Here is a 23,683-nt window from a genome sequence, read left to right on the forward strand (position 1 = left end):
CCGTGGCAGGGGACCCCTCGACGGGCGTCGATGTCGGACCGACCGGCAATCGGGTCAGAACAGCGGTCGGATCACCAGGTAGGTGAGGCAGGCGATCAGCGCGGCGGCCGGGAACGTGATGATCCAGGCGATCACGATGTTGCCGGCGACGTTCCAGCGCACCGCGGAGAGCCGCTTGGTCGCGCCGACACCCATGATCGCCGAGGTGATGGTGTGGGTGGTGGAGATCGGGGCCTTGAGTACCAGGGCGTTGAAGAAGAGCACCGCGCTGGCCACTGTCTCGGCGGCGAAGCCCTCCGGCGGGCCCAGGTCGATGATCTTGCGCCCGAGCGTCCGGATGATCCGCCAGCCACCGGAGTAGGTGCCGAGCGCCAGCATGGTCGCCGAGGTCCAGAAGACCCAGCCGGGGATGTGCGTCTTGTCGCTCTGGTAGCCGCCGGTGTACAGCGCGAGCACGATGATGCCCATCGTCTTCGCCGCGTCCTGCATGCCGTGGCCGACCGACATGGCCGCCGCCGAGACGGTCTGCGCCCAGCGGAAGCCCCGGTTGAGCTTGCCCGGCTGCCCCTTCCGGAACAGCCACAGGATCGCGAGCATCAGCAGGAAGCCCAGGAGCAGGCCGACCATCGGCGAGAGCACCATCGGGATGATGACCTTCTCGAGGATGTTGCCCCACTGCACCACGCCGTCGGCGGCGAAGAGGGTCGACCCGACCAGCCCGCCGAAGAGGGCGTGCGAGGACGACGAGGGCAGCCCGAAGTACCAGGTGATCAGGTTCCAGGCGATCGCGCCGACCACTCCGGCGAAGACCACCCCCAGGCTCGCCACCCCGGTGGGCAGGGTGACCAGGCCGTCACCGACGGTCTTGGCCACCCCGGCGCCGAAGTGCGCGCCGATGAAGTTGCCGACGGCCGCCAGCGCGAGGGCGACCCGGGGTGTCAGCGCCCGGGTGGAGACGCTGGTGGCGATCGCGTTGGCTGCGTCATGGAAGCCGTTCGTGTAGTCGAACGCCATGGCGGCCACGATCACCGCCAGTACGGCGATGAGTTCGGGACTCACAGGATCAGGACTCCTTGACCGTGATGGTCTCGACGGTGTTCGCCACGTGCTCGAAGGCGTCGCAGGCGGCCTCCAGCTCGTCGGCGACCTCCTTCATCTTCAGCACGGTGAGCGCGTCGTACTCACCGGAGAAGAGGCGGACCAGCAGCATCCGGTACGCCTGGTCGCCGTCGTTCTCCAGGCGGTTGCACTCGATCCAGTACTCCTCGAGGTTCTTCATCGACTTCAGCCGGGGCATCGCCTCGGCGGTCAGCTTGGCCTGCTGGTCGAGGACGTTCACCAGCTCGTGCAGCTCGCGCGGCAGCGCGGGGAGCTTGGTCAGGCCGTACAGGTAGAGCAGGTTGCCGACCGCCTCCAGGTGGTCCATCACGTCGTCGAGCAGCGAGCCCAGACGGTAGATGTCCTCCCGGTCGAACGGAGTGATGAAGGTAGAGTTGATCTTCTTGAACAGCTCGTGGGTGATCTGGTCGCTGTCGTGCTCGACCTCGGTGAGCCGCTCGCTGACCGACTGGATGTCGACGTCTGGCAGGCCCAGCTCGTTCAGCAGTTCGGTACCCCGCACCAGGTTCTGCGCGGCCCTGGTGAAGAGCTCGTAGAAGGCGCCCTCGGTGGGACGGAAGGAAAACTTCACAGCACGGACCTCGTCGTGTCGGTGGAAGGGTGGCCGCCGCCCCGAGGGGCGCCTGCTCTGGGCATGCTAGGTACACGGCGGAACCGGGTATTCGCCGGCCCACCCCTGGTCAGGCCCGATTCACCGTCCGTTCACCCGCCGTTCACCTTCGGCCTCTTGTCCCCGCTCCGCAACCGCTGGCGCTCCCGCTCCACGTCGAAACCGGCAGCCGGATACCCCAGATCAAGGCCGGCGAACGTCTCCCGGAGCAGGTGGGCGACCGCCCAGTCCCGGTACCACTTGCGGTCCGCCGGCACCACGAACCACGGCGCGGCGTCCGCGTCGCACCGGGTCAGGGCCTCGGCGTACGCGGCCTGGTAGTCGTCCCAGCGGGCCCGCGAGTCGAGATCGCTCGGGTTGTACTTCCAGTACTTGCGCGGATCCATCAGCCGCTCCATCAGCCGCTCGCCCTGCGCCGCGGACGAGATGTGCAGCATCACCTTGACCAGGGTCACCGCGCCCTCGGCCAACTCCCGCTCGAAAGCGTTGATCTCGTCGTACCGGGCCCGCCAGGTGGGCTCGTCGACCAGCGACTCGACCCGGGCTATCAGCACGTCCTCGTAGTGCGAGCGGTTGAAGATCCCGACGTAGCCGGGCGGCGGCAGGGCTCGGCGGATCCGCCACAGGAAGTCGTGCCGCAGCTCCTCCCCGGTCGGCGGCCCGAACGAGCGGATGTGCAGGCCGAGCGGGTTCATCGCGCCGGCCACCCGCTTGATCGTGCCGTCCTTGCCACCGCAGTCCATCGCCTGGAGCACCAGCAGCACCCGGCGCGGCCGAACGCCGTCGAGCTGGGCGTCGGCCGCCGTCGGGGCGCTCGTCGGCGCCTCCGGGCCGGCAGCGTTCTGCGCGGACGCGTACACCATCTCCTGTTGTCGGCCCAGGTCGGCACCGAGCAGCCCGACCTGCTCACGGGCCCACGCCTTGCGCCGCTTCCCGCTCCCGGCCGCCGCCGGCAGCCCCGGCGTCGAACGCGGGTCGATCGCTCCCAGGTCCACCGCGCCGCCCGCGGGCGTCACCCGCAGCAGCTTCCGCATTCTCCCGCCGGCGGGCCGCACCACACCCGCCTCATCGACTCCACTCATCCCCTGATCCTCACCCACCCCGGCCTCCCCCGCCCACCGACGCCCACCCCCGTGTCACGTTCGGGGCGGTGGGGCGGGCGTCCAGGAGAGAGGGAGAGAATGTGGCCGGCGGAGGGGGACACGTGGTGGGGGATCTCGCGGCGGAGTTCGAGGCGGAGCGCGGACACCTGACGGCGGTCGCCCATCGGATGCTGGGCAGCCGGAGCGAGGCCGAGGACGCGGTTCAGGAAACCTGGCTGCGCTACGCCGGCGCGCTCGCGGATCCGGCGGCCCGCGCCCAGATCCGGGAGCTGCGCGCCTGGCTGACCACCACCTGCTCACGGATCTGCCTGGACGTGCTCCGCTCCGCCCGGGTACGCCGGGAGACGTACCCGGGCCAGTGGCTGCCGGAGCCGATGGTGCGCGCGGTCCCGACGACGGACGGCTTCGCCCCCGACCCGGCCGAACGAGCGGTCCGCGCCGACCAGGTCGGCACCGCGCTGCTGGTGGTGCTGGAACGGCTCGCGCCGGAACAGCGGATCGCGTTCGTGCTGCACGACGTCTTCGCCGTGCCGTTCGCCACCATCGCCGAGGTGCTCGGCACCACACCCGCCGCGGCCCGGCAGCTCGCCTCCCGGGCCCGCCGGACGGTCAGCGCCCCGGACGTCCCCCGGCACACCGCCGACCTGGCGGAGCAGCGGCGGGTGCTGACCGCGTTCGCCGCCGCCGTGGAGTCCGGTGAGCTGGACCGGCTGGTCCGGGTGCTCGCCCCGGACGTGGTGCTGATCGGCGACAGCGGCGGGCACTTCCCGGCGGCCCGCCGGCCGGTGCTCGGCGCCGACCCGGTGGCCCGCTTCATCCTCGGCCTCTTCGGCCAGGCCGGCCGGTACGGCGGTCGGCTGCTGGCCCGGCCGGCGCTGGTCGACGGCGCCCTGGGCTGGCAGGCCGAGACCGTGTTCCGGGACGGCCGGTCGCTGCGCCTGGTGATCGCGTTCGCCGTGCGCGCCGGCCGGATCACCGGCGTCTTCAACCAGCTCAACCCGGAGAAGGTGCCCGACCTGCCGGCGCTGGGCGCCGAGGAGGTGTGGCCGCCGCGCTGGTGAGCCCGGCTCAGGCCACCAGGGCCAGCCACTTCCGGTACGACGTGGCGAACGGTTCGGTGCCGTCACCGAGCGCGCCGACGAGCCAGCGGGCGGCCGACTCGGCCTCGGCGACCACGTCATCGGGGTAGCCGAAGCGCTCCCGGTGCTCCGCGAACTCGTCCTCGTCGCGCAGCTCGACCAGGCCGGTCGCCCGGCGACGCACCACATCCAGGTCGAGGTCGACCAGTTGGACCGTGTCGTCACCCTCCCAGCGGGCCGGGGTGGCGATGTCGCAGTAGACCTCGCTGGTCCGCGGCGGCGGGTTGAACATGCCAGTCCACCAGCCGTGGTGCGGCACCAGCAGGACGAAGGGAATCTGCTCGACCGAGGGCCGACCGTGGTAGACCGACTCGGTGCCGGCCGGCACGCCAAGCCAGACGCCGAGGTCGTCCTCGGTGAGGCGGCGGGCCGGGTAGTCGCGGTGGGCGCTGCCGTCGTACTTGCGGTAGATCACGCGGACCACGTCGCTCGGCATGACTGGCACCCTAACCGATTCCCGCCACGCGACGCGATCGGCAGATAACCGGACGCGACCCACGGAAACCCGTACCACGACGACGCCACGCGGCGGATCGGCGCGGCCGGTGTCGGCGGCGGCGGGTACCGTCGCACGGTGACTCCGCCCCGCACCGCCACCGGTCCCGCCGCGTCCCGGAAGGGTCGGGGCACCCGGCCGAGCGGGGCCGACCTGCTCGCCGCTGCGGTCGGCGCGGTGCCCGGCGGGGCCGCCCGCCCGGGCCAGCAGCAGATGACCGAGGCCATCGAGCGGAGCATCACCTCCGGCGAACACCTGCTCGTCCAGGCCGGCACCGGCACCGGCAAGTCGCTGGCGTACCTGACCCCGGCGCTGACCGTGGACGGCCCGGTGGTGGTCTCCACCGCCACCCTGGCGTTGCAGTCCCAGCTGGTCGACCACGACCTGCCCCGGCTCGCCGACGCGGTGGAGCCGCTGCTCCGCCGCCGGCCCACCTTTGCCGTGCTCAAGGGCCGGCACCACTACCTCTGCCTGGCCCGGCTGGACAACTCCACAGAGGACGAGCCGGACGACACCCTCTTCGACACCCCGGCGGCCCGCCCCGGCGGGACGAAGTGGCTTGGCGAGGCGGGCCGGCTCAGCAAGCAGATCCAGCGGTTGCGCGACTGGGCCGACGAGACCGCCACCGGCGACCGGGACGAGCTGGACCCGGGCGTCGACGACCAGGCCTGGCGGCTGGTGTCGATGCCGGCCCGGGAGTGCGTCGGCGCGAGCCGCTGCCCGTTCGGTCAGGAGTGCTTCGCCGAGGCGTCCCGGGCCCGGGCCCGGGAGGCGGACATCGTGGTCACCAACCACAGCCTGCTCGCCGTCGACATGCTCGCCGGCCGGCACATCGTGCCGCCGCACAAGCTGCTCATCGTGGACGAGGCGCACGAGCTGGCCGACCGGGTCTCCTCGGCCGCCCAGGCCGAACTGGTCCCGGAACTGATCGACCGGTCCACCCGCCGGGCCCGGCCGCTGCTACGCCCGGAGGTCGCCGAACGGCTCACCGAGGCCGGCGACGCCCTCGCCGTGGGGCTGGCCGAGGTTCCCGCCGGACGGCTCACCAGCGGGCTGCCGGGGCCACTGCGCGAGGCGTGCACGCTGCTCGACGCGGCGACCCGGGCGGCGCTGGAGGCGATCGGCGAGGTCAAGTCCGACGACCCGGACCCGGTCCGCAAGCAGCAGGCGAAGGCCGTGCTGGACGAGCTCTCCACCACCGCCCAGCGGCTGCTGGAGGAGGCGGACCACGACGTGGCCTGGGTGGAGAAACCCGACAACGGCAGCCGCCGGGCCCTGGTGGTCGCCCCGCTCTCGGTCGCCGGCACCCTCGCCACCCACCTGTACGACGAGCGCACGGTGGTCGCCACCTCGGCGACCCTCGCGCTGGGCGGCCGGTTCGACACGGTGGCCCGGGCGCTCGGACTCGACGCGCCGCCGCCCGCCCCGCCGACTCCCGCCGCCGCCGCCCTCGCCGCCAGCACGGCGCGCGGCGACGCGACCGTCCCCGCACCGGTCGCCGCCGCACCCGGCAGCCGCGCCGCCACCGGCACCGTGCCGGCCACCGAGGGGCCGGGCTGGAGCTCGCTCGACGTCGGCTCACCGTTCGACTACGCGCGGCAGGGCATCCTGTACGTCGCCGCGCACCTGCCCCGCCCCAGCGTCTCCGGGCTGCCCGAGGCGGCCGGCGAGGAGCTGCTGACGCTGGTCGGGGCGCTCGGTGGGCGTACCCTCGGGCTCTTCTCCTCGCGACGGGCCGCGCAGCAGGCCGCGGAGCTGGTCCGCGCGCGGACCGACCTGCCGGTGCTGCTGCAGGGTGAGGAGGCCCTGCCGCTGCTCGTGCGGCGGTTCCGGCAGGAGCGGTCGAGCTGCCTGTTCGGGGTGATGTCGCTCTGGCAGGGGGTGGACGTGCCGGGCGACGCCTGCCAGCTCGTGGTGATCGACCGGCTGCCCTTCCCGCGCCCGGACGAGCCGCTCGCGGCGGCCCGGGCGGCGGCGGTGGACGCGAGCGGCGGGTCCGGCTTCGCCGCGGTCAGCGTGCCGATCGCGGCGGTCCGGCTGGCGCAGGGCGTGGGGCGACTGATCCGGGCCACCGGGGACCGGGGCGTCGTCGCGGTGCTCGACTCCCGACTGGAGACCGCCCGCGGCTACGGCCCGTTCCTGCGGCGTTCGCTGCCGCCGTTCTGGTACACCACCCGGCCGGACGTGGCGCGGGGCGCCCTGGAACGGCTCGGGAAGAGCTGACGGAACGGGCGGGCGGTCTTCCGGACGACGTCAGGGTGCCTGCGAGGCGACCACCACGGCGTCCGGTGGGGTGTCCGGCACGGTCCGGGCGGCGAGCCGGCGGACCGCCGTGTTGAGCACCGCGATCAGCGGCACCGCGACCAGCGCCCCGGTGATGCCGGCGAGGACGACACCGGCGGCGATCCCGATGATCACGGCGAGCGGGTGGATGGCCACCGCGCGGCCCATGATCAGCGGCTGGAGCACGTGCCCCTCGATCTGCTGCACGCCGATCACCACGCCGAGGATGATCAGCGCCTTGATCGGCCCGCTGTCGACCAGCGCCACCAGCACCGCCACGACGCCGGAGAGCGCGGCGCCGACGATCGGGATGAACGCCCCCAGGAAGACCAGCGCGGCCAGCGGGAAGGCGAACGGGATGTGGAAGATGACGAGGAAGATGCCGATACCGACCGCGTCGATGAAGGCGACCAGCACGGTCGCCCGGACGTAGGCGCCCAGCGTCGACCAGGACGCCCGGCCGGCGTCGTCGACCTTCCAGCGGGCGGCGACCGGCAGCAGCCCGACCAGGAACCGCCAGATCCGGCGGCCGTCCCGCAGGAAGAAGAAGGTCGCGAAGAGCACCAGGATGGTGCCGGTGAGCAACTCGGCCAGCGTGGCCGCGGTGGACAGGGCCCCGCTGGTGAACTTCGCGGTGTTGCCGTTGATCCAGCCCTGCGCCTCGTCGATGTACCTGTTGAGCTGTCGGTCCGACAGGTGCAGCGGCCCGGTCTTGAGCCAGTTCTGGATCTGCCGTACGCCCTGCGACGACTTGTCGCTCAGCTCGGGCACGCCCTGGATGAACTCGTTCACCACCAGGGTCAGCGTGCCGATCATCGCGGCCAGCCCGCCGACGAGCACCACCCCGGTCGCCAGCGACCGGGGGAAGCGGGCCCTCAGCAGCCAGCCGACCGCCGGGGCGAGCAGCGCCGACAGCAGCAGCGCCACCGCGAGCGGGATGATCACGATCCGGATCGTGCCGACGATCATCAGCAGTGCCCAGGCCACGACGCCGACCACGATCAGGCGCCACGACCAGGCTGCCGCGATCCGCAGCGCGTGCGGCACCTCGGCGTCGTCCCGGCTGGAGATGGAGTAGTGCATCGCGGCCGGCGGTTCCGCGCCCACCACCGTCGCCGCGGGCGGCGCCACCGGACCCGGCGAGGCGGGCGTGGCCACCCCGGACTCGTCGGGCTCGTCGGGCTCGGCGGGCTCGCCCGCCGGCTGGGTGCGGCTCGCGCGCACCGACTCGCGTCCCGACTCGAACGCGTGACGGAGCCGTCCGCGTACCCGCTCGAAGCGGCTCAAGCGCACCTCCTGCAAAGCTGGTCCGCCAGGACATCAGGGGGGACAGGATACGTCCGTCGGCCCCACCTAGGGCGGTTCCGCCACACATTGCCCCCGCTCGACTCCGCTCAACCACCGCAGGATCGACCACGACGCACGCGGTAGCGTCTTCGCGTGACCGCCGACCAGAACCTCGACTCCGGCCTGCCGATCCGCCTGCTGCACGACCGCGTGCTGGTACGCCTGGAGGGCAACGAGGGCGAGCGGCGCTCCACCGCCGGCATCGTGATCCCGGCCACCGCGGCGGTGGGCAAGCGCCTGGCCTGGGCCGTCACGGTGGGAGTCGGCCCGCACGTCCGCTCGATCGTCGCCGGCGACCGGGTGCTCTTCGACCCCGACGAACGGTCCGAGGTCGAGCTGCACGGTCGCGGGTACGTCCTGCTCCGCGAGCGCGACGTGCACGCCGTCGCCGCCGAACGGGTGGAGCACGAGCCGACCGGCTCGACCGGCCTCTACCTGTAGGCCCTCCCCGACCCGGGCGTCGTTTGCCTTCCTCCTCGACGGGAAGCCAGGCACCTCCAGCGCCCTGGGGAGGGACGATGCCGGAATTCCTGAAGAAGCTGCTGCTGTGGGGCTTCGTCGCCTTCCTGATCTACTTCATGGCCTTCCGGCCGGACGGCGCGGCCCAGATGTTCAAGGGGATCGGGGCGGCGCTGATGGCCATCTTCCAGGGCCTCGGTGACTTCCTCACCGGCATGATGACCTGACCCGCGCCGGACCTGCCCCGCCGACAGGCCGGTCAGGCGCCGGGCGGCCAGGGCGCGGCCGGTCGCGGGCCGTACCAGCCGGGCGGGCCGTAGCCGGCCGGATGGGCCGGGGGCGGCGGCGGAGCGAGCACCACGGGGATCGGCACCACCGGCTCGTCCGGCGCCGGCACCGCCCGCTGCGACCCGTCCGGGAACCGCAGGTGGTAGCGCTGCCCGTCCCAGACCCCCACCGGCGTCTGCGGGTCCCGCCCCACGAAGAACGACCGGTACGCCGCGATCGCCTCCAGCAGCTCCCGCTCCTCCCGGGCCGTCCGGTCCCGGTCGGCCTGCTTGCGGTCCAAGCCCCGGCGCATCCCGTCCCGCAACAGCGCCAGCCGGGTCGCCGCGAACTGGTAGCCGCGCATCGCCTTCACCCCGCCGTCGCCGGCGACCCGGCGCGCCCAGGTGCGGGCCGCGTGCCGGCGGCCCAGGCTGCCCAGCGCCGCCACCTCGGGCGGCGTGAGCCACCCGGCCCGCACGTAGTCCGGCAGGGTCCGCTCGGTGAGTCGCCCCTCCCAGCCGCGCAGCCAGATCGCCAGCCCCACCATGCCGAAGAAGATCGGCACCATCACGCCGATGTAGCCGTACAGGGCGATCAGCGGCTGACCGGTGGCCGCGGCCAGCGAGGGCAGCAGGTTCCAGGTGCCGTGCAGCATCATCGCCAGCAGCAGGCCCGCGATCGGGGCGAGCAGGCGTACCCGCCGGTCGGCGGTCCGCGCGGCGATGCCCAGGCCCACCCCGGTCATCGAGGTGAACAGCGGGTGGGCGAAGCCGAAGAGCAGGATCCGCACGATGAAGATGGCGATCACCTGGCGGGCGCCGGTCGCCGGACCGTACTCCTCGACGCCGGTGCGGTAACCGTAGCCGCCCAGGTAGAGGATGTTCTCCACCATGGCGAAGCCGATCGCGGAGAGCCCGCAGTAGACCAGGCCGTCGGTGATCCCGGACCACTCCCGGCGCCGGAAGATCAGCAACAGGATCGGCCCGAGCGCCTTGGTCAGCTCCTCGATGAACGGGGCGACCAGCACGGCGGTGAGCGCCTTGGGCAACCCCCAGTTCTTGAACAGCAGGGCGGAGCCCTCGTTGACCAGCAGGGAGATGGCCGTGGCGACGAACGCGCCCCAGGCGAAGCAGAAGATCAGGTACTTCAGCGGCTCCGGCTCGTAGCGGTCCAGCCAGAGGAAGCAGGAGACCAGCACCGGCACCGGCAGGATCGCCGCGACCACGCCGACCAGCAGCGCTGTAGGGCCGAGGCTGGAGCCGAGTGTGTACAGCATGAACACCCCGCCGGCGGCGATCAGGAGGACGACCCCGGCGAGCACCAGGAACCGCCGCCAGCCGAGCCGGCGCAACGGCATCCGGGGGGTCGCCGTGCCCGGCGGCGGGGCGGCGGGCGGGGTCGGCGGCGGCTGGGCTCCGCCGGGCGGGGTGTCGGCCATGCGGTCAGCGTAGTCACCCACGGCGCTCTGGTCCGGCCGCATTCCGACCGCTATGCTGCCGGGCAGGTCACGAGCGCCAGCGTCAAGCCCCGGCTTGCTGGCCGGCAACCCTCGTCGAGTTCGCGGTGGGGTGCCCCGGGTGATGACCGGGCCCAGCCCGAACGGCGTGCTGGGCAAGCGCGGACCCCGTCCCGGTGCCCACACCCGGGGGGTCCCCTGGACCCCGGAGGTTCCGGCATGACCGTCACCCTCGTACCCTCGCTGCCCGCGCTGCCGTCCCGGCCGGTCGACGCCGACCCGCTCGGCGTGCTCGGCGTACCGGGGCAGATCAACCTCGACCACGCGGCCAGCGCGCCGTGCGCGCGGGCCGCGGCCGACGCGGTGGCCGAGCTGCTTCCCTGGTACGCGAGCGTGCACCGCGGCGCCGGCGCGCTGTCGCGACGCTGCACGCTGGCCTACGAGCGGGCCCGGCAGACGGTCGGCGACTTCCTCGGCGCCCGCGCCGAGGACCACGTGATCTTCACCCGGAACACCACCGACGCGGTCAACCTGCTGGCCCGGGCGCTGCCCGCCGGCACCACCGTGGTCACCTTCGCCGGGGAGCACCACGCCAACCTGCTGCCCTGGCCGCGCGGCTCGGTCCGGCTGCCGGTGCCGGCGAGCCCCGCCGGGGCGGTTCGGGCGCTGGACGCCGCCCTCGGCGAGCTGCGCCGGGTGGACGCGCGGAGCGAGCCGGCGCCGCGGTCGGGACCGGCGGTGGCCGCCGCGACCCGGCCCGGCCCGCCGGTGCTGGTCGCGGTGACCGGGGCGAGCAACGTGACCGGCGAGCGTTGGCCGGTGGCCGAGCTGGCCCGGGTCGCCCACCGGCACTGCGCCCGGATCCTGGTGGACGCCGCCCAGCTCGCCCCGCACGCGCCGGTCGACCTGGCCGCGCTGGACGTGGACTACCTGGCGCTCTCCGGCCACAAGCTGTACGCGCCCTTCGGCGCCGGGGTGCTCGTCGGCCGGTCGGACTGGCTGGACGCCGCCCCGCCGTACCTGGCCGGGGGCGGCGCCACCGGTCACGTCGGCGCGGCCACCCACGACGTGCGGTGGACCACCGGCCCGGCCCGGCACGAGGCCGGCACCCCCAACCTGCTCGGCGCGGTCGCCCTCGCGGCGGTGTGCGCCGCGCTCGCCGGGGCCGACCGGGACGCGCTGCACGCCCGGGAGCAGCGGCTGCTGGCCCGGCTGCGGGCCGGGCTCGCCGCCCTGCCGCACGTCGTGGAGCTGCGGACGTTCGCACCCGAAGCGCCACGGGTGGGCATCGTCTCATTCGTGGTGGCCGGACGGGACTCCGCCGAGGTCGCCGCCCACCTGGCCGGCGCACACCAGATCGGCCTCCGGGACGGGCTCTTCTGCGCCCACCCGCTGGCCCGACGACTGCTCACCGAGGCGGCGGCGCGCAGCGGCCGGCGGGACCTGCCGCCCACCGCGCTGCGGGCCAGCATCGGCCTCGGCAGCACGGCTGCGGAGGTGGACCGGCTGCTCGCCGCCCTGACCGCACTGCGCTGACCGGGCGGGTCACCCGAGCGGGGGCGCCGTCGGCGGTTTCGGCGCGGTGTCCTCCTCGGGCTGGACGCCCGGCGGCTGTTCCTTCTCGCCGCCGAACGCCTGCCGGACGAGCCGGTTCGCCTCGTCCTGCTCGATGCCGGAGGCGACCATCAGGTCGCTGGCGGTGGTACGCACCTGGGCGATCACCACGCTGCCGGAGAAGCCCACCCCCTGCGCGTACGCCCGGCCGGCCTCGCTCACCGCGCGCAGCGAGCACTCGCGGGCCTTCTCCGGCTCCTGGCCGCCGGCGAACTCGTGCCGGAGCAGGCGGACCGACTCGGCCAGGTGGGCGAGCGCGTCCGGCATCGACTCCGGGACCGGTTCCTCGTCCTCGATCATGGTGACCGAGCGGCGGATCAGGGTGCCGCTGTTACGCATCGCCCGGTCGATCGGGTCCGCCGCCTCGGCGTAGTGGGTCAGCTCGCTCCGCCGGTGCCAGCGGGCCGGGGAGAGCGTGCTGGTCTCCTTGGCTCCCTCGATCGCCTCGGAGAACGCGGCCAGCTCGTCCTTGTTCTCCCGGAGCCGTTCCAGCGCGCGTTGGGCGGTCTGCCGGTCCCGTTTGCGCAGCGCCTCGGCGGTGATGTCCAGCTGCGCGGCGAGCAGGTCCAGCGCCGGCCGGGCGGCCCGGTTGATCACCCGGAGCGGGTTGAGCGGCAGCAGGATCGCGGTCACCAGCAACGCGATGCCACCGCCGATGAACGCGTCGACGAAGCGGGGTATCTCCAGGTTCTTGGTGGACGGGCTGAGCGTCACGATCAGCACCGCGGTGGCCGCGGCCTGGATCACGATGGCCACGCTCGCGCCGAAGAAGGTGGTCAGCAGGATCGCGGCCGTCACCACCAGCCCCAACTGCCAACCACCGGCGCCGAGCAGATAGATCAGGAAGTCGCCGAGGGCCACGCCGACGGCCACCCCGATGATCAGCTCGACGGTGCGGCGCAGCCGCTGACCGACCGACGCGGCCAGCGTGCCGACCGCCGAGATCGGCGCGAAGACCGGCTGCGGATTGCCCAGGAGCTGGTGGGAGACGATCCAGGCCAGGGCGGCGGCCAGCCCCGCCTGGACGGCCAGGCCCATCGCCATCCGGACCCGGTGCAGCCGGTCCTGCACGGTGGCCTTGCTCCGGTTCCGGAGCTGGTCCACCGCCTCGGTAATCCGCGCCGCGTCGACGTCCACCATCCCGTCCTTCCACGCGGCACGACGCAGGAGTGGAGGTCGTCGGTCCCGGGCCACGGCCATGGCCGGGACTACCCGCGTCACACCCGGTGAATCCTCGCCCTCGGCGGCGGTGGGGCAGACTGCACCGGGTGGAAGAGCTGATGGAGCGGTGGCGCGCCGCCGCCCGGGGTGCCGGGGCGACCGACCCCGCCGGGGTGGACCGGGCCGGGGAGCGGCTGCTGGCCGGCTGGCGGGAGCCGCACCGGCACTACCACACACCGGACCACCTGACCGCGGTGCTCGACGTGGTCGACGGTCACGCGGCGCTCGCCGGCCACCCCGACCTGGTCCGGCTGGCCGCCTGGTGCCACGACGCGGTCTACGACCCACGGGCCGGCGGGGACGCGAACGAGCGGGCCAGCGCGGCCCTCGCGGGCGCCCTCCTCGCCGACGCCGGGCTGCCGACCGGGGCGGTGGCGGAGGTACGCCGGCTGGTGCTGCTCACCGCCGGGCACGCGGTGGCCGCCGGCGACCCGGACGGCGCCCTGCTCTGCGACGCCGACCTGGCGGTCCTGGCCAGCCCACCCCCGGAGTACGACCGTTACGCCGCCGCCGTCCGCCGGGAGTACGCCCACGTCCCCGACCCGGACTTCCGCGCCGGCCGCGCAAGGGTGCTGGGGTCCCTCCTGGCCCTCCCCGCCCTCTACCGCCTCCCCGCCCTGCACGCCCGCTGGGAAACCCCCGCCCGCGCCAACCTCACCCAGGAACTAGCCACCCTCCACCCCTGACCCCCGCCCCGGCGATCTTGCAGTTGGTGCCCGGGCGAGAGGGGCTGATCAGCCCAGACCGGGGGCCCGAAGTGCAAGATCGCGGGCGGGGTGGGGTGGGCGCGGGTGGGTGAGGTGTTTGGGGCGGCGGAGGCCGGAGTCACGGAGGAGGCGGACCAGGTCGCGGCTGGGGACGACGCGGGCACCGAGCCAGACGGCCATCGGGAAGCGCTCGGCCGGGATGTCGTAGTGGTCCCGGTCGAAGCCGCGGCGGGGCGCGCCCAGCGCCTCGGCGAAGGCGTGCAACTCGGCGTAGGAGACGTCGCTGATCAGGTGCGACCAGAGCCGTCCCCGCCAGGGCACGGCCGGCCGGTCCAGATACAGCATGGCGGCCAATGTAGCGCGCGGGACGCCCGGTTGATGATCACCTGAGGACGACCTAGCCTTCCCCGCATGGCCGGTTCCCCCCTCCTCGACGACCTGCGGGCCGCGCTCGGCGACGCCGCCGTCCTGACCGACCCGGACCTGCTCCGGATGCACGAGCGGGACGAGGCGGACCTCTGCGCGGCCGGCACGCCGCTGGTGGTCACCCGCCCGCGCGACACGGAGGAGGTCGTGGCGGTCGTCCGGGCGGCCGCTCGGCACGGCGTACCGGTGGTGCCGCAGGGGGCCCGGACCGGGCTGGCCGGCGCGGCGAACGCGGTCGACGGCGCGGTGGTGCTGAGCACCGTCGCGATGGACCGGATCCTGGAGATCGACCCGGTCGGCCGGATCGCCGTGCTGCAGCCCGGCGTGGTCAACGCCGCGCTGGCCGGCGCGGTACGCGAGCGCGGCCTCTGGTACCCGCCCGACCCGGGTTCCTGGGAGTCCTCCACCATCGGCGGCAACGTCGCCACCAACGCGGGCGGCATGTGCTGCGTCAAGTACGGGGTGACCACCGAGTACGTGCTCGGCCTGACGGTGGTGCTCGCCTCCGGCGAGGTGCTGCGCACCGGCCGGCGTACCGCCAAGGGGGTCGCCGGGTACGACCTGACCCGACTCTTCGTCGGCTCCGAGGGCACCCTCGGGGTGATCACTGAGATCACCGTCTCGCTGCGGCCCGCCCCGCAGGAGTCGCTGACCCTGGTCGCGGTCTTCGGATCGACCGCTGCCGCCGGGACGGCGGTGGCCGGGATCGCCGAGCGGGGGCTGAGCCCCAGCCTGCTGGAACTGCTGGACCGGACGCACCTGGCGGCCATCGAGGCGTACCGGCCGATGGGGTTGCGCACCGACGCGCAGGCGCTGCTGCTGGCCGCCGTGGACACCGGCGGCCAGGCTGCCGCGGACCTGGCCCGGATCGCCGAGGTGTGCGCGGCGGCCGGCGCCGACGAGGTGTGGACGGCCACCGACGCGGTGGAGGCGGCGGCCCTGCTGCAGGCGCGCCGGCTGGCCCACCCGGCGATGGAGAAGTTCGCCGCCGACGCGTTCCCCGGCGGCAACGGCGGGCTGGTGATCGACGATGTGGCGGTGCCGCGCGGCTCGCTCGCGGCGCTGCTCGACGGGGTGGCCCGGATCGCCGAGGAGTGCGCCGTGCCGATCGGCGTGGTCGGGCACGCGGGCGACGGCAACATGCACCCGAACATCGTGGTCGACCGGGCCGACCCGGCCAGCCTGGAGCGGGGCCGGCGGGCCTTCGACGAGATCATGCGGCTGGGCCTGGAGCTGGGCGGCACCTGCACCGGGGAGCACGGCGTGGGGCTGCTCAAGCGGGACTGGCTGGCCCGGGAGATCGGACCGGTCGGGGTCCGGGTGCACCGGGCGATCAAGGCCGCGCTGGACCCGCAGGGCCTCCTCAACCCCGGCAAGGTGCTCTGACCCGACCGGTCGGGAGTGCGGTCAGCCGCGGACCTCGGCCGGCGTCGCCTGGGTGAGCAACAGCAGGATCTCGCCGCCGACCGGCGGCCGTTCCTCACCCGGGCAGTCCTGCGAGGTGATGGTCAGGCTCGGCGGGATGAGCAGGGTGGAGGTCAACGCGTCGATGCAGGCCAGCTTGTACTGGCGGGCCTGGTCGGTCTCCTTCGCCAGCCCGGGGTCGGTGAGCATCTGCTGCAACCGTTGCACCTGGTCCGGGGCGAGTTCGCCGGTCGAGTTCACCCCGTCGCCGGCGCAGTCCGCACAGGCCCACCTGCCGTTCGGCTCCACCTCGAGGGATCGGACCGGGCCGTCCGCGCCGAGCTTCTGCATCAGGGAGACCCGGCGTGACCCGGTGGGGGCGGACGCGCCCGCACTCGACGGTGTGCCCCCGGACTGCTGCGCCGTGGGCTCCTCGGCCCGATCGAACACCGAGCATCCGGTCAGGGCGATCGCCAGCAGGACACCGGACGGAAAGAGGATGACGCGCGACCATGCAGGGCGAACCACGCACGGCAACTTACCCCACCGTAGGTTGCGCCGGTACCGGCCGGGCGGCCGTGCGGTGATCGCCGTCCGGCGCCCGGGGGGATCGGCTACCGGGGGGACGAGGGAAGTTCGACGACATCGCCGTCGACACCCCGGTCCGCCGCGAATCCCCGGACGTCTGGAGCGCCGAGCCGGGCCGCGTCCGCCGCAACGTCGTCCGACATCAGCTGCGACTGGCGCTCGGCCTCCACCCGGGCCCGGTAGTGCGCCACCTCGCGGGACCGGGTCGCCTCGTCCCAGCCCAGCACCGCGCCCATCAGTTCCGCGGTGTGCTCGGCCGAGTCCAGGCCGCGGTGGCTGGTCTCGAAGGAGATCCGGGTACGCCGGGTCAGCACGTCCTCCAGGTGCAGCGCCCCCTCGGCCCGGGCCGCGTACGTCACCTCGGCGGCCAGGTACTCCGGGGCGCCGGCGAGCGGGGAGCCCTGCAACGGGTCCGCGTCGATCAGGGCGAGCAGGTCGCGGGTGAGGGTGCCGTACCGCTCCAGCAGGTGTTCGACCACCCCGACCGGGACCCCGTGCCGGCGGGCCAGGTCGGCCCGGTCCCGCCACGTCGCCGCGTACCCGTCGGCGCCGAGCAGCGGCAGGTCGGCGGTTCGCGACGGGCGGGTCCAGCCCAGCCGGTGGACCGCCCGGTCGACCACGTCCGAGGCCATCACCCGGTACGTCGTGTACTTGCCGCCGGCGACCAGCAGCAGCCCCAGCATCGGCTCGACCACCGCGTGCTCCCGGGAGAGCTTGGAGGTGGAGTCGGCCTCGCCGGCCAGCAGCGGGCGCAGCCCGGCGTAGACGCCCTCGATGTCGGCGGTGGTCAGCGGCCGGTCGAGCACCGCGTTGACCTGTTCCAGCAGGTAGTCGATGTCCTTTGCGGTGGCCGAGGGGTGGGACCGGTCCAGCCGCCAGTCGGTGTCGGTGGTGCCGATGATCCAGTGGCCGCCCCACGGGATGACGAAGAGCACGCTGGTGGCGGTGCGCAGGATCAGCCCGGTCTCGCCGGTGATCGCCGAGCGGGGCACCACCAGGTGCACCCCCTTGGAGGCCCGGACCCGCACGCCGGGGCGCAGCCCGACGTCGTTGAGCATCCGGGACATGTCGTCGCTCCACACGCCGGTGGCGGCGATGACCGTGCGGGCGCGTACCTCGAACTCGGCGTCCGGGGAGCCGGCGGGCGCTTCCAGGTCGCGGACCCGGACCCCGGTGACCTCGCGGGCCTGCCGGATCAGGCCGACCGCCCGCGCGCTGGTCACCACGGTCGCGCCAAGGCTGGCCGCGGTCCTGGCCAGCGTCACCACCAGCCGGGCGTCGTCGACCTGCCCGTCGTAGTAGCGGATCGCCCCGGCCAGGGTGTCCGGCCGCAGGCTGGGGAAGACCCGCCGGGCGCCCTCGCGGGTCAGGTGCCGGTGCAGCGGCATGCCGCGCCCGCCGCCGAAGACGCCGGCGAACGCGTCGTACGCGGCCACGCCGGCCCCGTAGTAGGCGCGGCGGAAGATTCGCCCGGGCAGGTCACGCAGCCCGTGCCCGGCGGGGAGCGGGACCAGGATCGGGACCGGGCGCACCAGGTGCGGCGCGAGTCGGCTGGCGAGCAGCCCGCGCTCGGTCAGCGCCTCGTGGACCAGGTGGAACTCCAGCTGCTCCAGGTAGCGCAGGCCACCGTGGATGAGCTTGCTGGACCGGCTGGAGGTGCCGGCGGCGTAGTCCCGCGCCTCCACCAGGGCCACCTTGAGGCCGCGGGACGCGGCGTCGAGCGCCGCGCCCGCCCCGGTCACCCCGCCGCCGATGACCAGCACGTCGAACCGCTCGGCGCGGAGCCGGCGCAGGTCGTCGGCGCGGCGGGCGACGGAGAGCTGACCGGCCGCGGATCGGGACACGTTGGGGTCGCGCACCCGTCCACGGTAACCGTCCGGGCGTTCCGGCGACGAGTGCGGTCCGGCCGTACCGTGATCGGCATGGAGATCGGTCCCCGACCACCCGCCGGTCCACCCGTCCCGCCACCGACCCCCGCGCCGGACCGGACGGGTCCGTGGCCGGTGGTGGCGGCGGTGCTGGTCGGCGGCTGGACCGTGCTGGTCACGGTCCTCGGGCAGGTGATCGGCTGGGCCGTCGACCAGGCGGTGCTGGTCGCCGGCCTGGACCGGACGGTGGCGACCTGGCCGCTGGTGGCCCTGGGCACCGTGCTGCTGGTGGGCGCGCCCACGCTGGCGCTGGCCCTGCTCCCCCGCTCCCCGGCGGTCCGGACGGTCGGCCGCGTCTGGCTGGCCGGGGCGCTGGCGCTGGGCGCGCTGACCCTGCTGCGGGCCGTGCCGCCGGTGCACCACGAGGCGTACCTGGCCCCCCTGGCCGCCACCGCCGCCCTGCTGGCGGTCGTCCTCGGCCGGCTGCACAACCGCCGCCGCCGGGGTAGGACGCCGGCTTGCGCCGAAAGGGCCCCGGGCGGCGCGGGCCCGGCCCCGGGCGGGGTCACCCTGCTCGCGGTGGCGGCCGGATCGGCGCTGCTGCTGCCCTGGGCGTGGCTGGGCGCGCTCGGCGGACCGCTGGAGACGCTGCTCGCCGGGCTCGCCGCCGCCGCGCTCGGCGGGCTCGCCGGGGTGCTGCTCGACGCGTCCTTCTGGGCGTCCTTCACCGTGGGCGCGCCGCCCCGGCCGGCCCGGCTGGTGCTGGTCGGCGGCCTGGTCGCCGGGGTCGTCCTGGCGCTGCTCGCGGCCGGGGCCGGGCAGTCCGGCGCGCAACTGCCCGCCCTGTTCCTGCTGCCCCCGCTCGGCTTCGTGCTGGCCGCGCTGCACGCGGCGGCCGCCCGCGCGGGCCGGCCGCTCGGCCGAGCCCCGGTGCGCTGGCTGGTCGGGCTCGGCGTGCTTGGCCCGCTGGCGTTCGCCGACCCGGAGGAGCTCACGGTGCTCCTCGCGACCACCCGCGACGTGCCGTTCTGGGTCGCGGTCGCGACCGGCGTCGCGTTCACCGTCGCGGTGCTGCTCGCCGTCGGGTACGCCCTCCTGCTGGCCCGGCCGCGCGCCGGTACGCCGCGCCGCCGGGTGGCCGGGGTGGCCGCCGCGGCCCTGCTCGCCGCGGTCGCGGTGGTGTACGTGGTCCCCGGGCAGCCCGGCCTGTACGGCGACCGGCTGCTGGTGGTGCTCCGCGAGCAGGCCGATCTGGGCGGCATTCCGGCCGGGGCGCCCGGTCGGGCCGGCCGGGACGCCCGGGCCGCAGAGGTCTACCGGCGGTTGGTGGCCACGGCCGACCGGACTCAGCCGGAGCTGCGCCGGGAGCTGACCCGGCTGCGCCTGCACCCGACGCCGTTCTACCTGGTCAACGCCATCGAGACGGACGGCGGGCCGGAGGTGCGGGCCTGGCTCTCCGGTCGGCCCGAGGTGGCCCGGGTGCTGGTCAGTCAGCGGCTGCGCCCGCTGCCGGCGGCGGGCCCGCCGGCTCGTGGCACGGTGCCGGCGCCGACCGGACCGGCCTGGAACGTCTCGCTGATCGGCGCCGACCGGGTCTGGTCCGAGCTGGGCGTGACCGGCTCAGGCGTGGTGGTCGGCGCCTCCGACTCGGGCGTGGACGGCCGGCATCCGGCGCTGGCCGCCGGCTTCCGGGGCGGCGACGACTCCTGGTACGACCCGTGGGACCACACCCGCACCCCGCACGACCAGGCCGGGCACGGCACCCACACGGCGGGCAGCGCGGTGGGCCGGGACGGGATCGGCGTGGCCCCCGGCGCCCGCTGGGTGGGCTGCGTCAACCTGGACCGCAACCTGGGCAGCCCGGCGCGTTACCTGGACTGCCTGCAGTTCATGCTGGCGCCCTTCCCGTTCGACGGGGACCCGTTCACCGACGGGCGGCCGGCCCGGGCGCCGGACGTGCTGACCAACTCGTGGGGCTGCCCGCCGATCGAGGGCTGCGACGCCGGGGCGCTCCGGCCGGCCACCGCCGCGCTGGCCGCGGCCGGCATCCTGGTGGTCGCGGCGGCCGGCAACACCGGCCCGCACTGCGGTTCGGTGGCCGACCCGCCGGCGCCGTACCCGGACGTGCTGACCGTGGGCGCGGTGGACCGCGCCCGGCAGCTCACCCGCTTCTCCAGCCGGGGGCCGGCACCCGGCGGGGCGGCCAAACCGGACCTGGTCGCTCCCGGGGCGGACGTGCTGTCCGCGTACCCCGGCGGGGGTTACGCCACCCTGGCCGGAACCTCGATGGCGACCCCTCAGGTGGCGGGGGTGGTCGCGTTGATGTGGTCGGCGAACCCCGCGCTGGTCGGCGACCTGGCGCGGACCCGGCAGATCCTCCGGGAGACCGCCACCCCGGCCGGCGTCCGCCCCGACGACGCGCAGGCGCGCCGCTGCGGCACTGACGCGGACCTGGTCGGCGCCGGCCTGGTCGACGCGTACGCCGCCGTCCGGGCGGCCCGCGCCGGGTGAGCGGGTCGCCGGGCGGGCCCGCGCCGATTCGGCGATGCCGCCGGGCCGCCGGATGACCTAGGGTCGGCGACCATGGACGCGGAGATCATCGAGCTGGACCCGGACCGCCTGCCCGCCGTCGTCGACCTCTGCCGGCGGGCGCTCGACCTGCCGGAGGACGCCACCGAGGCGCCGGCGATCCTGGACGCCCTGACCACCCGGGCCGCGGCCGACCGCCCGGTGCTGATCATCGGCGCGGTCCGTGGGGCGGAGCTGGTCGGGGTGCTGGTCGGGTCCCTCTCGCAGCGGGACCCGCGGCTCGGGCACGTCGACCTGGTGGCGGTGGCGCCCCGGGAGCGCCGCCGGGGGGTCGGTCGGGCCCTGCTGGCCGAGGCGGAACGGCGGCTCGCCGGGCTGGGCGCGGGCGAGCTGCTGCTGGCCGGGAACCCGCCGTACTACGCCTGGCCGGGCATCGACGTGCGCTACACGCCGGCGGTCTGCGCCGCGCTGCGGCTCGGCTACCGCCAGGACCGTACGGCGTGGAACATGACCGCGGACCTGTCGGACGGCTCACCGGCGCTGCGCTCGACGGAGGCCGCCGAGCGCCGGCTGGCCGGTCGGGGCGTCACGGTACGCCGGGCCGGACCGGCGGACCTGGCCGCGCTGGTCGCCTTCGCCCGCGCCGCCTTCGGCGGAACCTGGGACGGCGAGCTGGCCGGCTCGGTGGGGCGGTGGGGCGCCGGGGCGCACCTGGCAGAGCGGGACGGCGAGATCCTCGGCTTCGCCGCGTACGGCTCGTCGCGGCCGAGCTGGTTCGGGCCGATGGGGACGGCCCCGGCGGCGGAGGGCTCCGGCATCGGCGGGGTGCTGCTGCGCCGCTGCCTGCGGGACCAGGCGGCGGCGGGGATCGGCGCGGCGCAGATCGGCTGGGTGGGGCCGGTGCCGTTCTATTCGGGCAGCGCGGGCGCGCGGATCGAGCGGGTCTTCTTTCTGTACCGCAAGGCGATCGACCGGCACCCGGCCGGGTAATTATCGGGGCGAAAAGGATATAGACGTCAATAATCCGGTTTGCCCGCGTCGGTCATCGACCGCCCCCTACGGTTGCCCGTAGAGGAGGCAGCCATGACCACGGATGACGAACGGACCGACGACCAGCCCGTCGGCTGGCCACCGGTCGGCGAACTCCCCGGGCAACTGCCGTTCGACCGGCTCGACTACGGCGACGCCGAGCAGCTGGCGGAAATGGCCGGCGCCGACGCACCCGCCGCCGAGGAGGCCCGGCAACCGGTCGACGAGCCGATAACGATCCCGCCGCCGTACGACCGGACGCACAAACGACGCAACCAGCGACCACTGCCGACGTGACGGACGGAAAGGGGGCGGACCGCTGACGCGGCCCGCCCCCTTTCGGCGTTCGGTGGAACTGGACTCAGAAGTCCATCTCCCCGCCACCCGGACCAGCCGGGGCGGCCGGGTTCCGCTCCGGCTTGTCCGCCACGACGGCCTCGGTGGTGAGGAAGAGCGCCGCGATCGACGCGGCGTTCTGCAGCGCCGAGCGGGTGACCTTGGCCGGGTCGATGATGCCCGCGGCCAGCAGGTCGACGTACTCGCCGGTGGCGGCGTTGAGGCCGTGACCGGCGTCCAGGTTGCGGACGCGCTCGACGACCACGCCACCCTCGAGGCCGGCGTTGACGGCGATCTGCCGCAGCGGGGCGTCCAGCGCGATCTTGACGATCTGCGCGCCGGTCGCCTCGTCGCCGGTCAGGTCCAGCTTGTCGAAGGCGGTCTTGCCGGCCTGCACCAGCGCGACGCCACCACCCGGGACGATGCCCTCCTCGACGGCGGCCTTCGCGTTGCGGACGGCGTCCTCGATGCGGTGCTTGCGCTCCTTGAGCTCGACCTCGGTGGCCGCGCCGACCTTGATCACCGCAACACCGCCGGCCAGCTTGGCCAGGCGCTCCTGCAGCTTCTCGCGGTCGTAGTCGGAGTCGCTCTTCTCGATCTCGGCGCGGATCTGGTTGACCCGACCCTGGATCTGCTCCGCGTCGCCGGCACCGTCGACGATGGTGGTCTCGTCCTTGGTCACCACGACCTTGCGGGCGCGGCCCAGCATGTCGACGCCGACCGCGTCCAGCTTGAGGCCGACCTCCTCGCTGATGACCTGGCCACCGGTGAGGATGGCGATGTCGGCCAGCATGGCCTTGCGGCGGTCACCGAAGCCCGGCGCCTTGACGGCGACGGACTTGAAGGTGCCCCGGACCTTGTTGACGACCAGGGTGGCCAGGGCCTCGCCCTCGATGTCCTCGGCGATGATCAGCAGCGACTTGCCCGACTGCATGACCTTCTCCAGGATCGGGAGCAGGTCCTTGACCGACGAGATCTTGCCGTTGACGATCAGGAGGTACGGGTCGTCGAAGACGGCCTCCATACGCTCCGGGTCGGTCATGAAATACGCGGAGATGTAGCCCTTGTCGAAGCGCATACCCTCGGTGAGCTCAAGCTCCAGGCCGAAGGTGTTGCTCTCCTCGACGGTGATGACGCCTTCCTTGCCGACCTTGTCCATCGCCTCGGCGATGATCTCGCCGACGGTGCTGTCACCGGCGGAGATGGAGGCGGTGGAGGCGATCTGCTCCTTGGTCTCGACGTCCTTGGCGAGCTTGGACAGCTCCTCCGAGACGCTGGCCACGGCGGCCTCGATGCCCCGCTTCAGGGCCATCGGGTTGGCGCCGGCGGCCACGTTGCGCAGGCCCTCACGGACCAGGGCCTGGGCCAGGACGGTCGCCGTCGTCGTGCCGTCGCCGGCCACGTCGTCGGTCTTCTTGGCGACCTCCTTGACCAGCTCAGCGCCGATCTTCTCGTACGGGTCCTCGAGCTCGATCTCCTTGGCGATGCTCACACCATCGTTGGTGATGGTGGGGGCACCCCACTTCTTCTCGAGCACGACGTTGCGGCCCCTGGGGCCGAGCGTCACCTTCACGGCGTCGGCGAGCTGGTTCATGCCCCGCTCGAGGCCGCGGCGCGCCTCTTCGTCGAACGCGATCATCTTGGCCATACGGCGTTGTCCTCCTGGACACTCACGGGCCACC

At 74.3% G+C, this 23,683-nt stretch carries 20 protein-coding genes, 2 pseudogenes and 1 riboswitch; of the genes and pseudogenes, 11 read left to right on the forward strand and 11 right to left on the reverse strand.

The window, feature by feature from the left end; all coding sequences use genetic code 11:
- Window positions 1–54: 54 nt before the first annotated feature.
- From SLP03_RS08355 to SLP03_RS08365, 3 genes are all read right to left on the reverse strand, one after another.
- Window positions 55–1,059, reverse strand: a complete 1,005-nt coding sequence (locus tag SLP03_RS08355; RefSeq protein ID WP_319459945.1) for an inorganic phosphate transporter — start codon at window positions 1,057–1,059, stop codon at window positions 55–57.
- A 4-nt stretch (window positions 1,060–1,063) separates the two neighbouring features.
- The gene (locus SLP03_RS08360; protein ID WP_319459946.1) at window positions 1,064–1,690 is read right to left on the reverse strand and encodes a DUF47 domain-containing protein; all 627 of its coding nucleotides are present in this window, start codon (window positions 1,688–1,690) and stop codon (window positions 1,064–1,066) included.
- A 131-nt stretch (window positions 1,691–1,821) separates the two neighbouring features.
- Window positions 1,822–2,811, reverse strand: coding sequence for a PPK2 family polyphosphate kinase (locus SLP03_RS08365; RefSeq protein WP_319459947.1), 990 nt, complete (start codon window positions 2,809–2,811; stop codon window positions 1,822–1,824).
- Window positions 2,812–2,936: 125 nt separating this feature from the next.
- On the opposite strand from SLP03_RS08365, the gene sigJ reads away from it, so the two are divergent.
- On the forward strand, window positions 2,937–3,893 hold the full coding sequence (gene sigJ / locus SLP03_RS08370) for an RNA polymerase sigma factor SigJ (RefSeq protein ID WP_319460034.1): 957 nt from the start codon (window positions 2,937–2,939) through the stop codon (window positions 3,891–3,893).
- A 7-nt stretch (window positions 3,894–3,900) separates the two neighbouring features.
- On the opposite strand, the gene SLP03_RS08375 is transcribed toward sigJ, so the two are convergent.
- The gene (locus SLP03_RS08375; RefSeq protein WP_319459948.1) at window positions 3,901–4,407 is read right to left on the reverse strand and encodes a DUF402 domain-containing protein; all 507 of its coding nucleotides are present in this window, start codon (window positions 4,405–4,407) and stop codon (window positions 3,901–3,903) included.
- A gap of 138 nt (window positions 4,408–4,545) precedes the next feature.
- On the opposite strand from SLP03_RS08375, the pseudogene SLP03_RS31545 reads away from it, so the two are divergent.
- Together SLP03_RS31545 and SLP03_RS31550 are read left to right on the forward strand one after the other, a co-directional pair.
- Window positions 4,546–5,892 (forward strand): annotated as a pseudogene (locus SLP03_RS31545) (ATP-dependent DNA helicase); the annotation flags it as partial.
- A 111-nt stretch (window positions 5,893–6,003) separates the two neighbouring features.
- Window positions 6,004–6,690: pseudogene (locus SLP03_RS31550) on the forward strand (ATP-dependent DNA helicase); the annotation flags it as partial.
- A 30-nt stretch (window positions 6,691–6,720) separates the two neighbouring features.
- Here the strand turns inward: SLP03_RS31550 and SLP03_RS08385 are convergent.
- The gene (locus tag SLP03_RS08385; protein WP_319459950.1) at window positions 6,721–8,052 is read right to left on the reverse strand and encodes an AI-2E family transporter; all 1,332 of its coding nucleotides are present in this window, start codon (window positions 8,050–8,052) and stop codon (window positions 6,721–6,723) included.
- Window positions 8,053–8,190: 138 nt separating this feature from the next.
- Here SLP03_RS08385 and SLP03_RS08390 point away from each other — a divergent pair, with 138 nt between their 5' ends.
- Together SLP03_RS08390 and SLP03_RS08395 are read left to right on the forward strand one after the other, a co-directional pair.
- Entirely contained in the window at window positions 8,191–8,538 is a 348-nt protein-coding gene (locus SLP03_RS08390) for a co-chaperone GroES (protein ID WP_319459951.1), read from the forward strand.
- Between the two features lie 77 nt (window positions 8,539–8,615).
- Complete coding sequence (locus SLP03_RS08395; protein ID WP_319459952.1) at window positions 8,616–8,783, forward strand: hypothetical protein; 168 nt, start codon at window positions 8,616–8,618, stop codon at window positions 8,781–8,783.
- A 32-nt stretch (window positions 8,784–8,815) separates the two neighbouring features.
- Here the strand turns inward: SLP03_RS08395 and SLP03_RS08400 are convergent, their stop codons facing one another.
- The gene (locus tag SLP03_RS08400; RefSeq protein WP_319459953.1) at window positions 8,816–10,303 is read right to left on the reverse strand and encodes a PrsW family intramembrane metalloprotease; all 1,488 of its coding nucleotides are present in this window, start codon (window positions 10,301–10,303) and stop codon (window positions 8,816–8,818) included.
- A gap of 23 nt (window positions 10,304–10,326) precedes the next feature.
- Window positions 10,327–10,447: riboswitch (SAM riboswitch) on the forward strand.
- Window positions 10,448–10,498: 51 nt separating this feature from the next.
- On the opposite strand from SLP03_RS08400, the gene SLP03_RS08405 reads away from it, so the two are divergent.
- Window positions 10,499–11,815: an aminotransferase class V-fold PLP-dependent enzyme gene (locus SLP03_RS08405; protein ID WP_319459954.1), complete on the forward strand. Its 1,317-nt coding sequence runs from the start codon at window positions 10,499–10,501 to the stop codon at window positions 11,813–11,815.
- 9 nt (window positions 11,816–11,824) lie between these two features.
- Here the strand turns inward: SLP03_RS08405 and SLP03_RS08410 are convergent, their stop codons facing one another.
- A complete protein-coding gene (locus tag SLP03_RS08410) occupies window positions 11,825–13,033 on the reverse strand; it encodes an FUSC family protein (protein ID WP_319459955.1) in 1,209 nt (402 codons plus the stop codon).
- Between the two features lie 128 nt (window positions 13,034–13,161).
- On the opposite strand from SLP03_RS08410, the gene SLP03_RS08415 reads away from it, so the two are divergent.
- On the forward strand, window positions 13,162–13,800 hold the full coding sequence (locus tag SLP03_RS08415; RefSeq protein ID WP_319459956.1) for a metal-dependent phosphohydrolase: 639 nt from the start codon (window positions 13,162–13,164) through the stop codon (window positions 13,798–13,800).
- Between the two features lie 48 nt (window positions 13,801–13,848).
- Here SLP03_RS08415 and SLP03_RS08420 read toward each other — a convergent pair whose 3' ends face one another.
- Window positions 13,849–14,166, reverse strand: coding sequence for a DUF4031 domain-containing protein (locus SLP03_RS08420; RefSeq protein ID WP_319459957.1), 318 nt, complete (start codon window positions 14,164–14,166; stop codon window positions 13,849–13,851).
- 66 nt (window positions 14,167–14,232) lie between these two features.
- Here SLP03_RS08420 and SLP03_RS08425 point away from each other — a divergent pair, with 66 nt between their 5' ends.
- Window positions 14,233–15,633 (forward strand): FAD-binding oxidoreductase, encoded by a 1,401-nt coding sequence (locus SLP03_RS08425; protein WP_319459958.1) that lies wholly within the window; start codon window positions 14,233–14,235, stop codon window positions 15,631–15,633.
- A 21-nt stretch (window positions 15,634–15,654) separates the two neighbouring features.
- Here the strand turns inward: SLP03_RS08425 and SLP03_RS08430 are convergent, their stop codons facing one another.
- Together SLP03_RS08430 and SLP03_RS08435 are read right to left on the reverse strand one after the other, a co-directional pair.
- A complete protein-coding gene (locus SLP03_RS08430) occupies window positions 15,655–16,179 on the reverse strand; it encodes a hypothetical protein (protein WP_319459959.1) in 525 nt (174 codons plus the stop codon).
- An 86-nt stretch (window positions 16,180–16,265) separates the two neighbouring features.
- The gene (locus tag SLP03_RS08435; protein WP_319460035.1) at window positions 16,266–18,083 is read right to left on the reverse strand and encodes a glycerol-3-phosphate dehydrogenase/oxidase; all 1,818 of its coding nucleotides are present in this window, start codon (window positions 18,081–18,083) and stop codon (window positions 16,266–16,268) included.
- Between the two features lie 78 nt (window positions 18,084–18,161).
- Between SLP03_RS08435 and SLP03_RS08440 the strand changes: the two genes are divergently transcribed.
- From SLP03_RS08440 to SLP03_RS08450, 3 genes are all read left to right on the forward strand, one after another.
- Window positions 18,162–20,618: a S8 family serine peptidase gene (locus SLP03_RS08440; protein ID WP_319459960.1), complete on the forward strand. Its 2,457-nt coding sequence runs from the start codon at window positions 18,162–18,164 to the stop codon at window positions 20,616–20,618.
- Window positions 20,619–20,690: 72 nt separating this feature from the next.
- The gene (locus SLP03_RS08445) at window positions 20,691–21,626 is read left to right on the forward strand and encodes a GNAT family N-acetyltransferase (RefSeq protein WP_319459961.1); all 936 of its coding nucleotides are present in this window, start codon (window positions 20,691–20,693) and stop codon (window positions 21,624–21,626) included.
- Window positions 21,627–21,719: 93 nt separating this feature from the next.
- Window positions 21,720–21,962, forward strand: coding sequence for a hypothetical protein (locus SLP03_RS08450; RefSeq protein ID WP_319459962.1), 243 nt, complete (start codon window positions 21,720–21,722; stop codon window positions 21,960–21,962).
- 64 nt (window positions 21,963–22,026) lie between these two features.
- On the opposite strand, the gene groL is transcribed toward SLP03_RS08450, so the two are convergent.
- Window positions 22,027–23,649, reverse strand: coding sequence for a chaperonin GroEL (groL, locus tag SLP03_RS08455; protein WP_319459963.1), 1,623 nt, complete (start codon window positions 23,647–23,649; stop codon window positions 22,027–22,029).
- Window positions 23,650–23,683: the final 34 nt, after the last annotated feature.

Source organism: Micromonospora sp. RTP1Z1 (genome assembly GCF_033804685.1).
In the GTDB taxonomy this organism is placed as follows: Bacteria; Actinomycetota; Actinomycetes; order Mycobacteriales; family Micromonosporaceae; genus Micromonospora.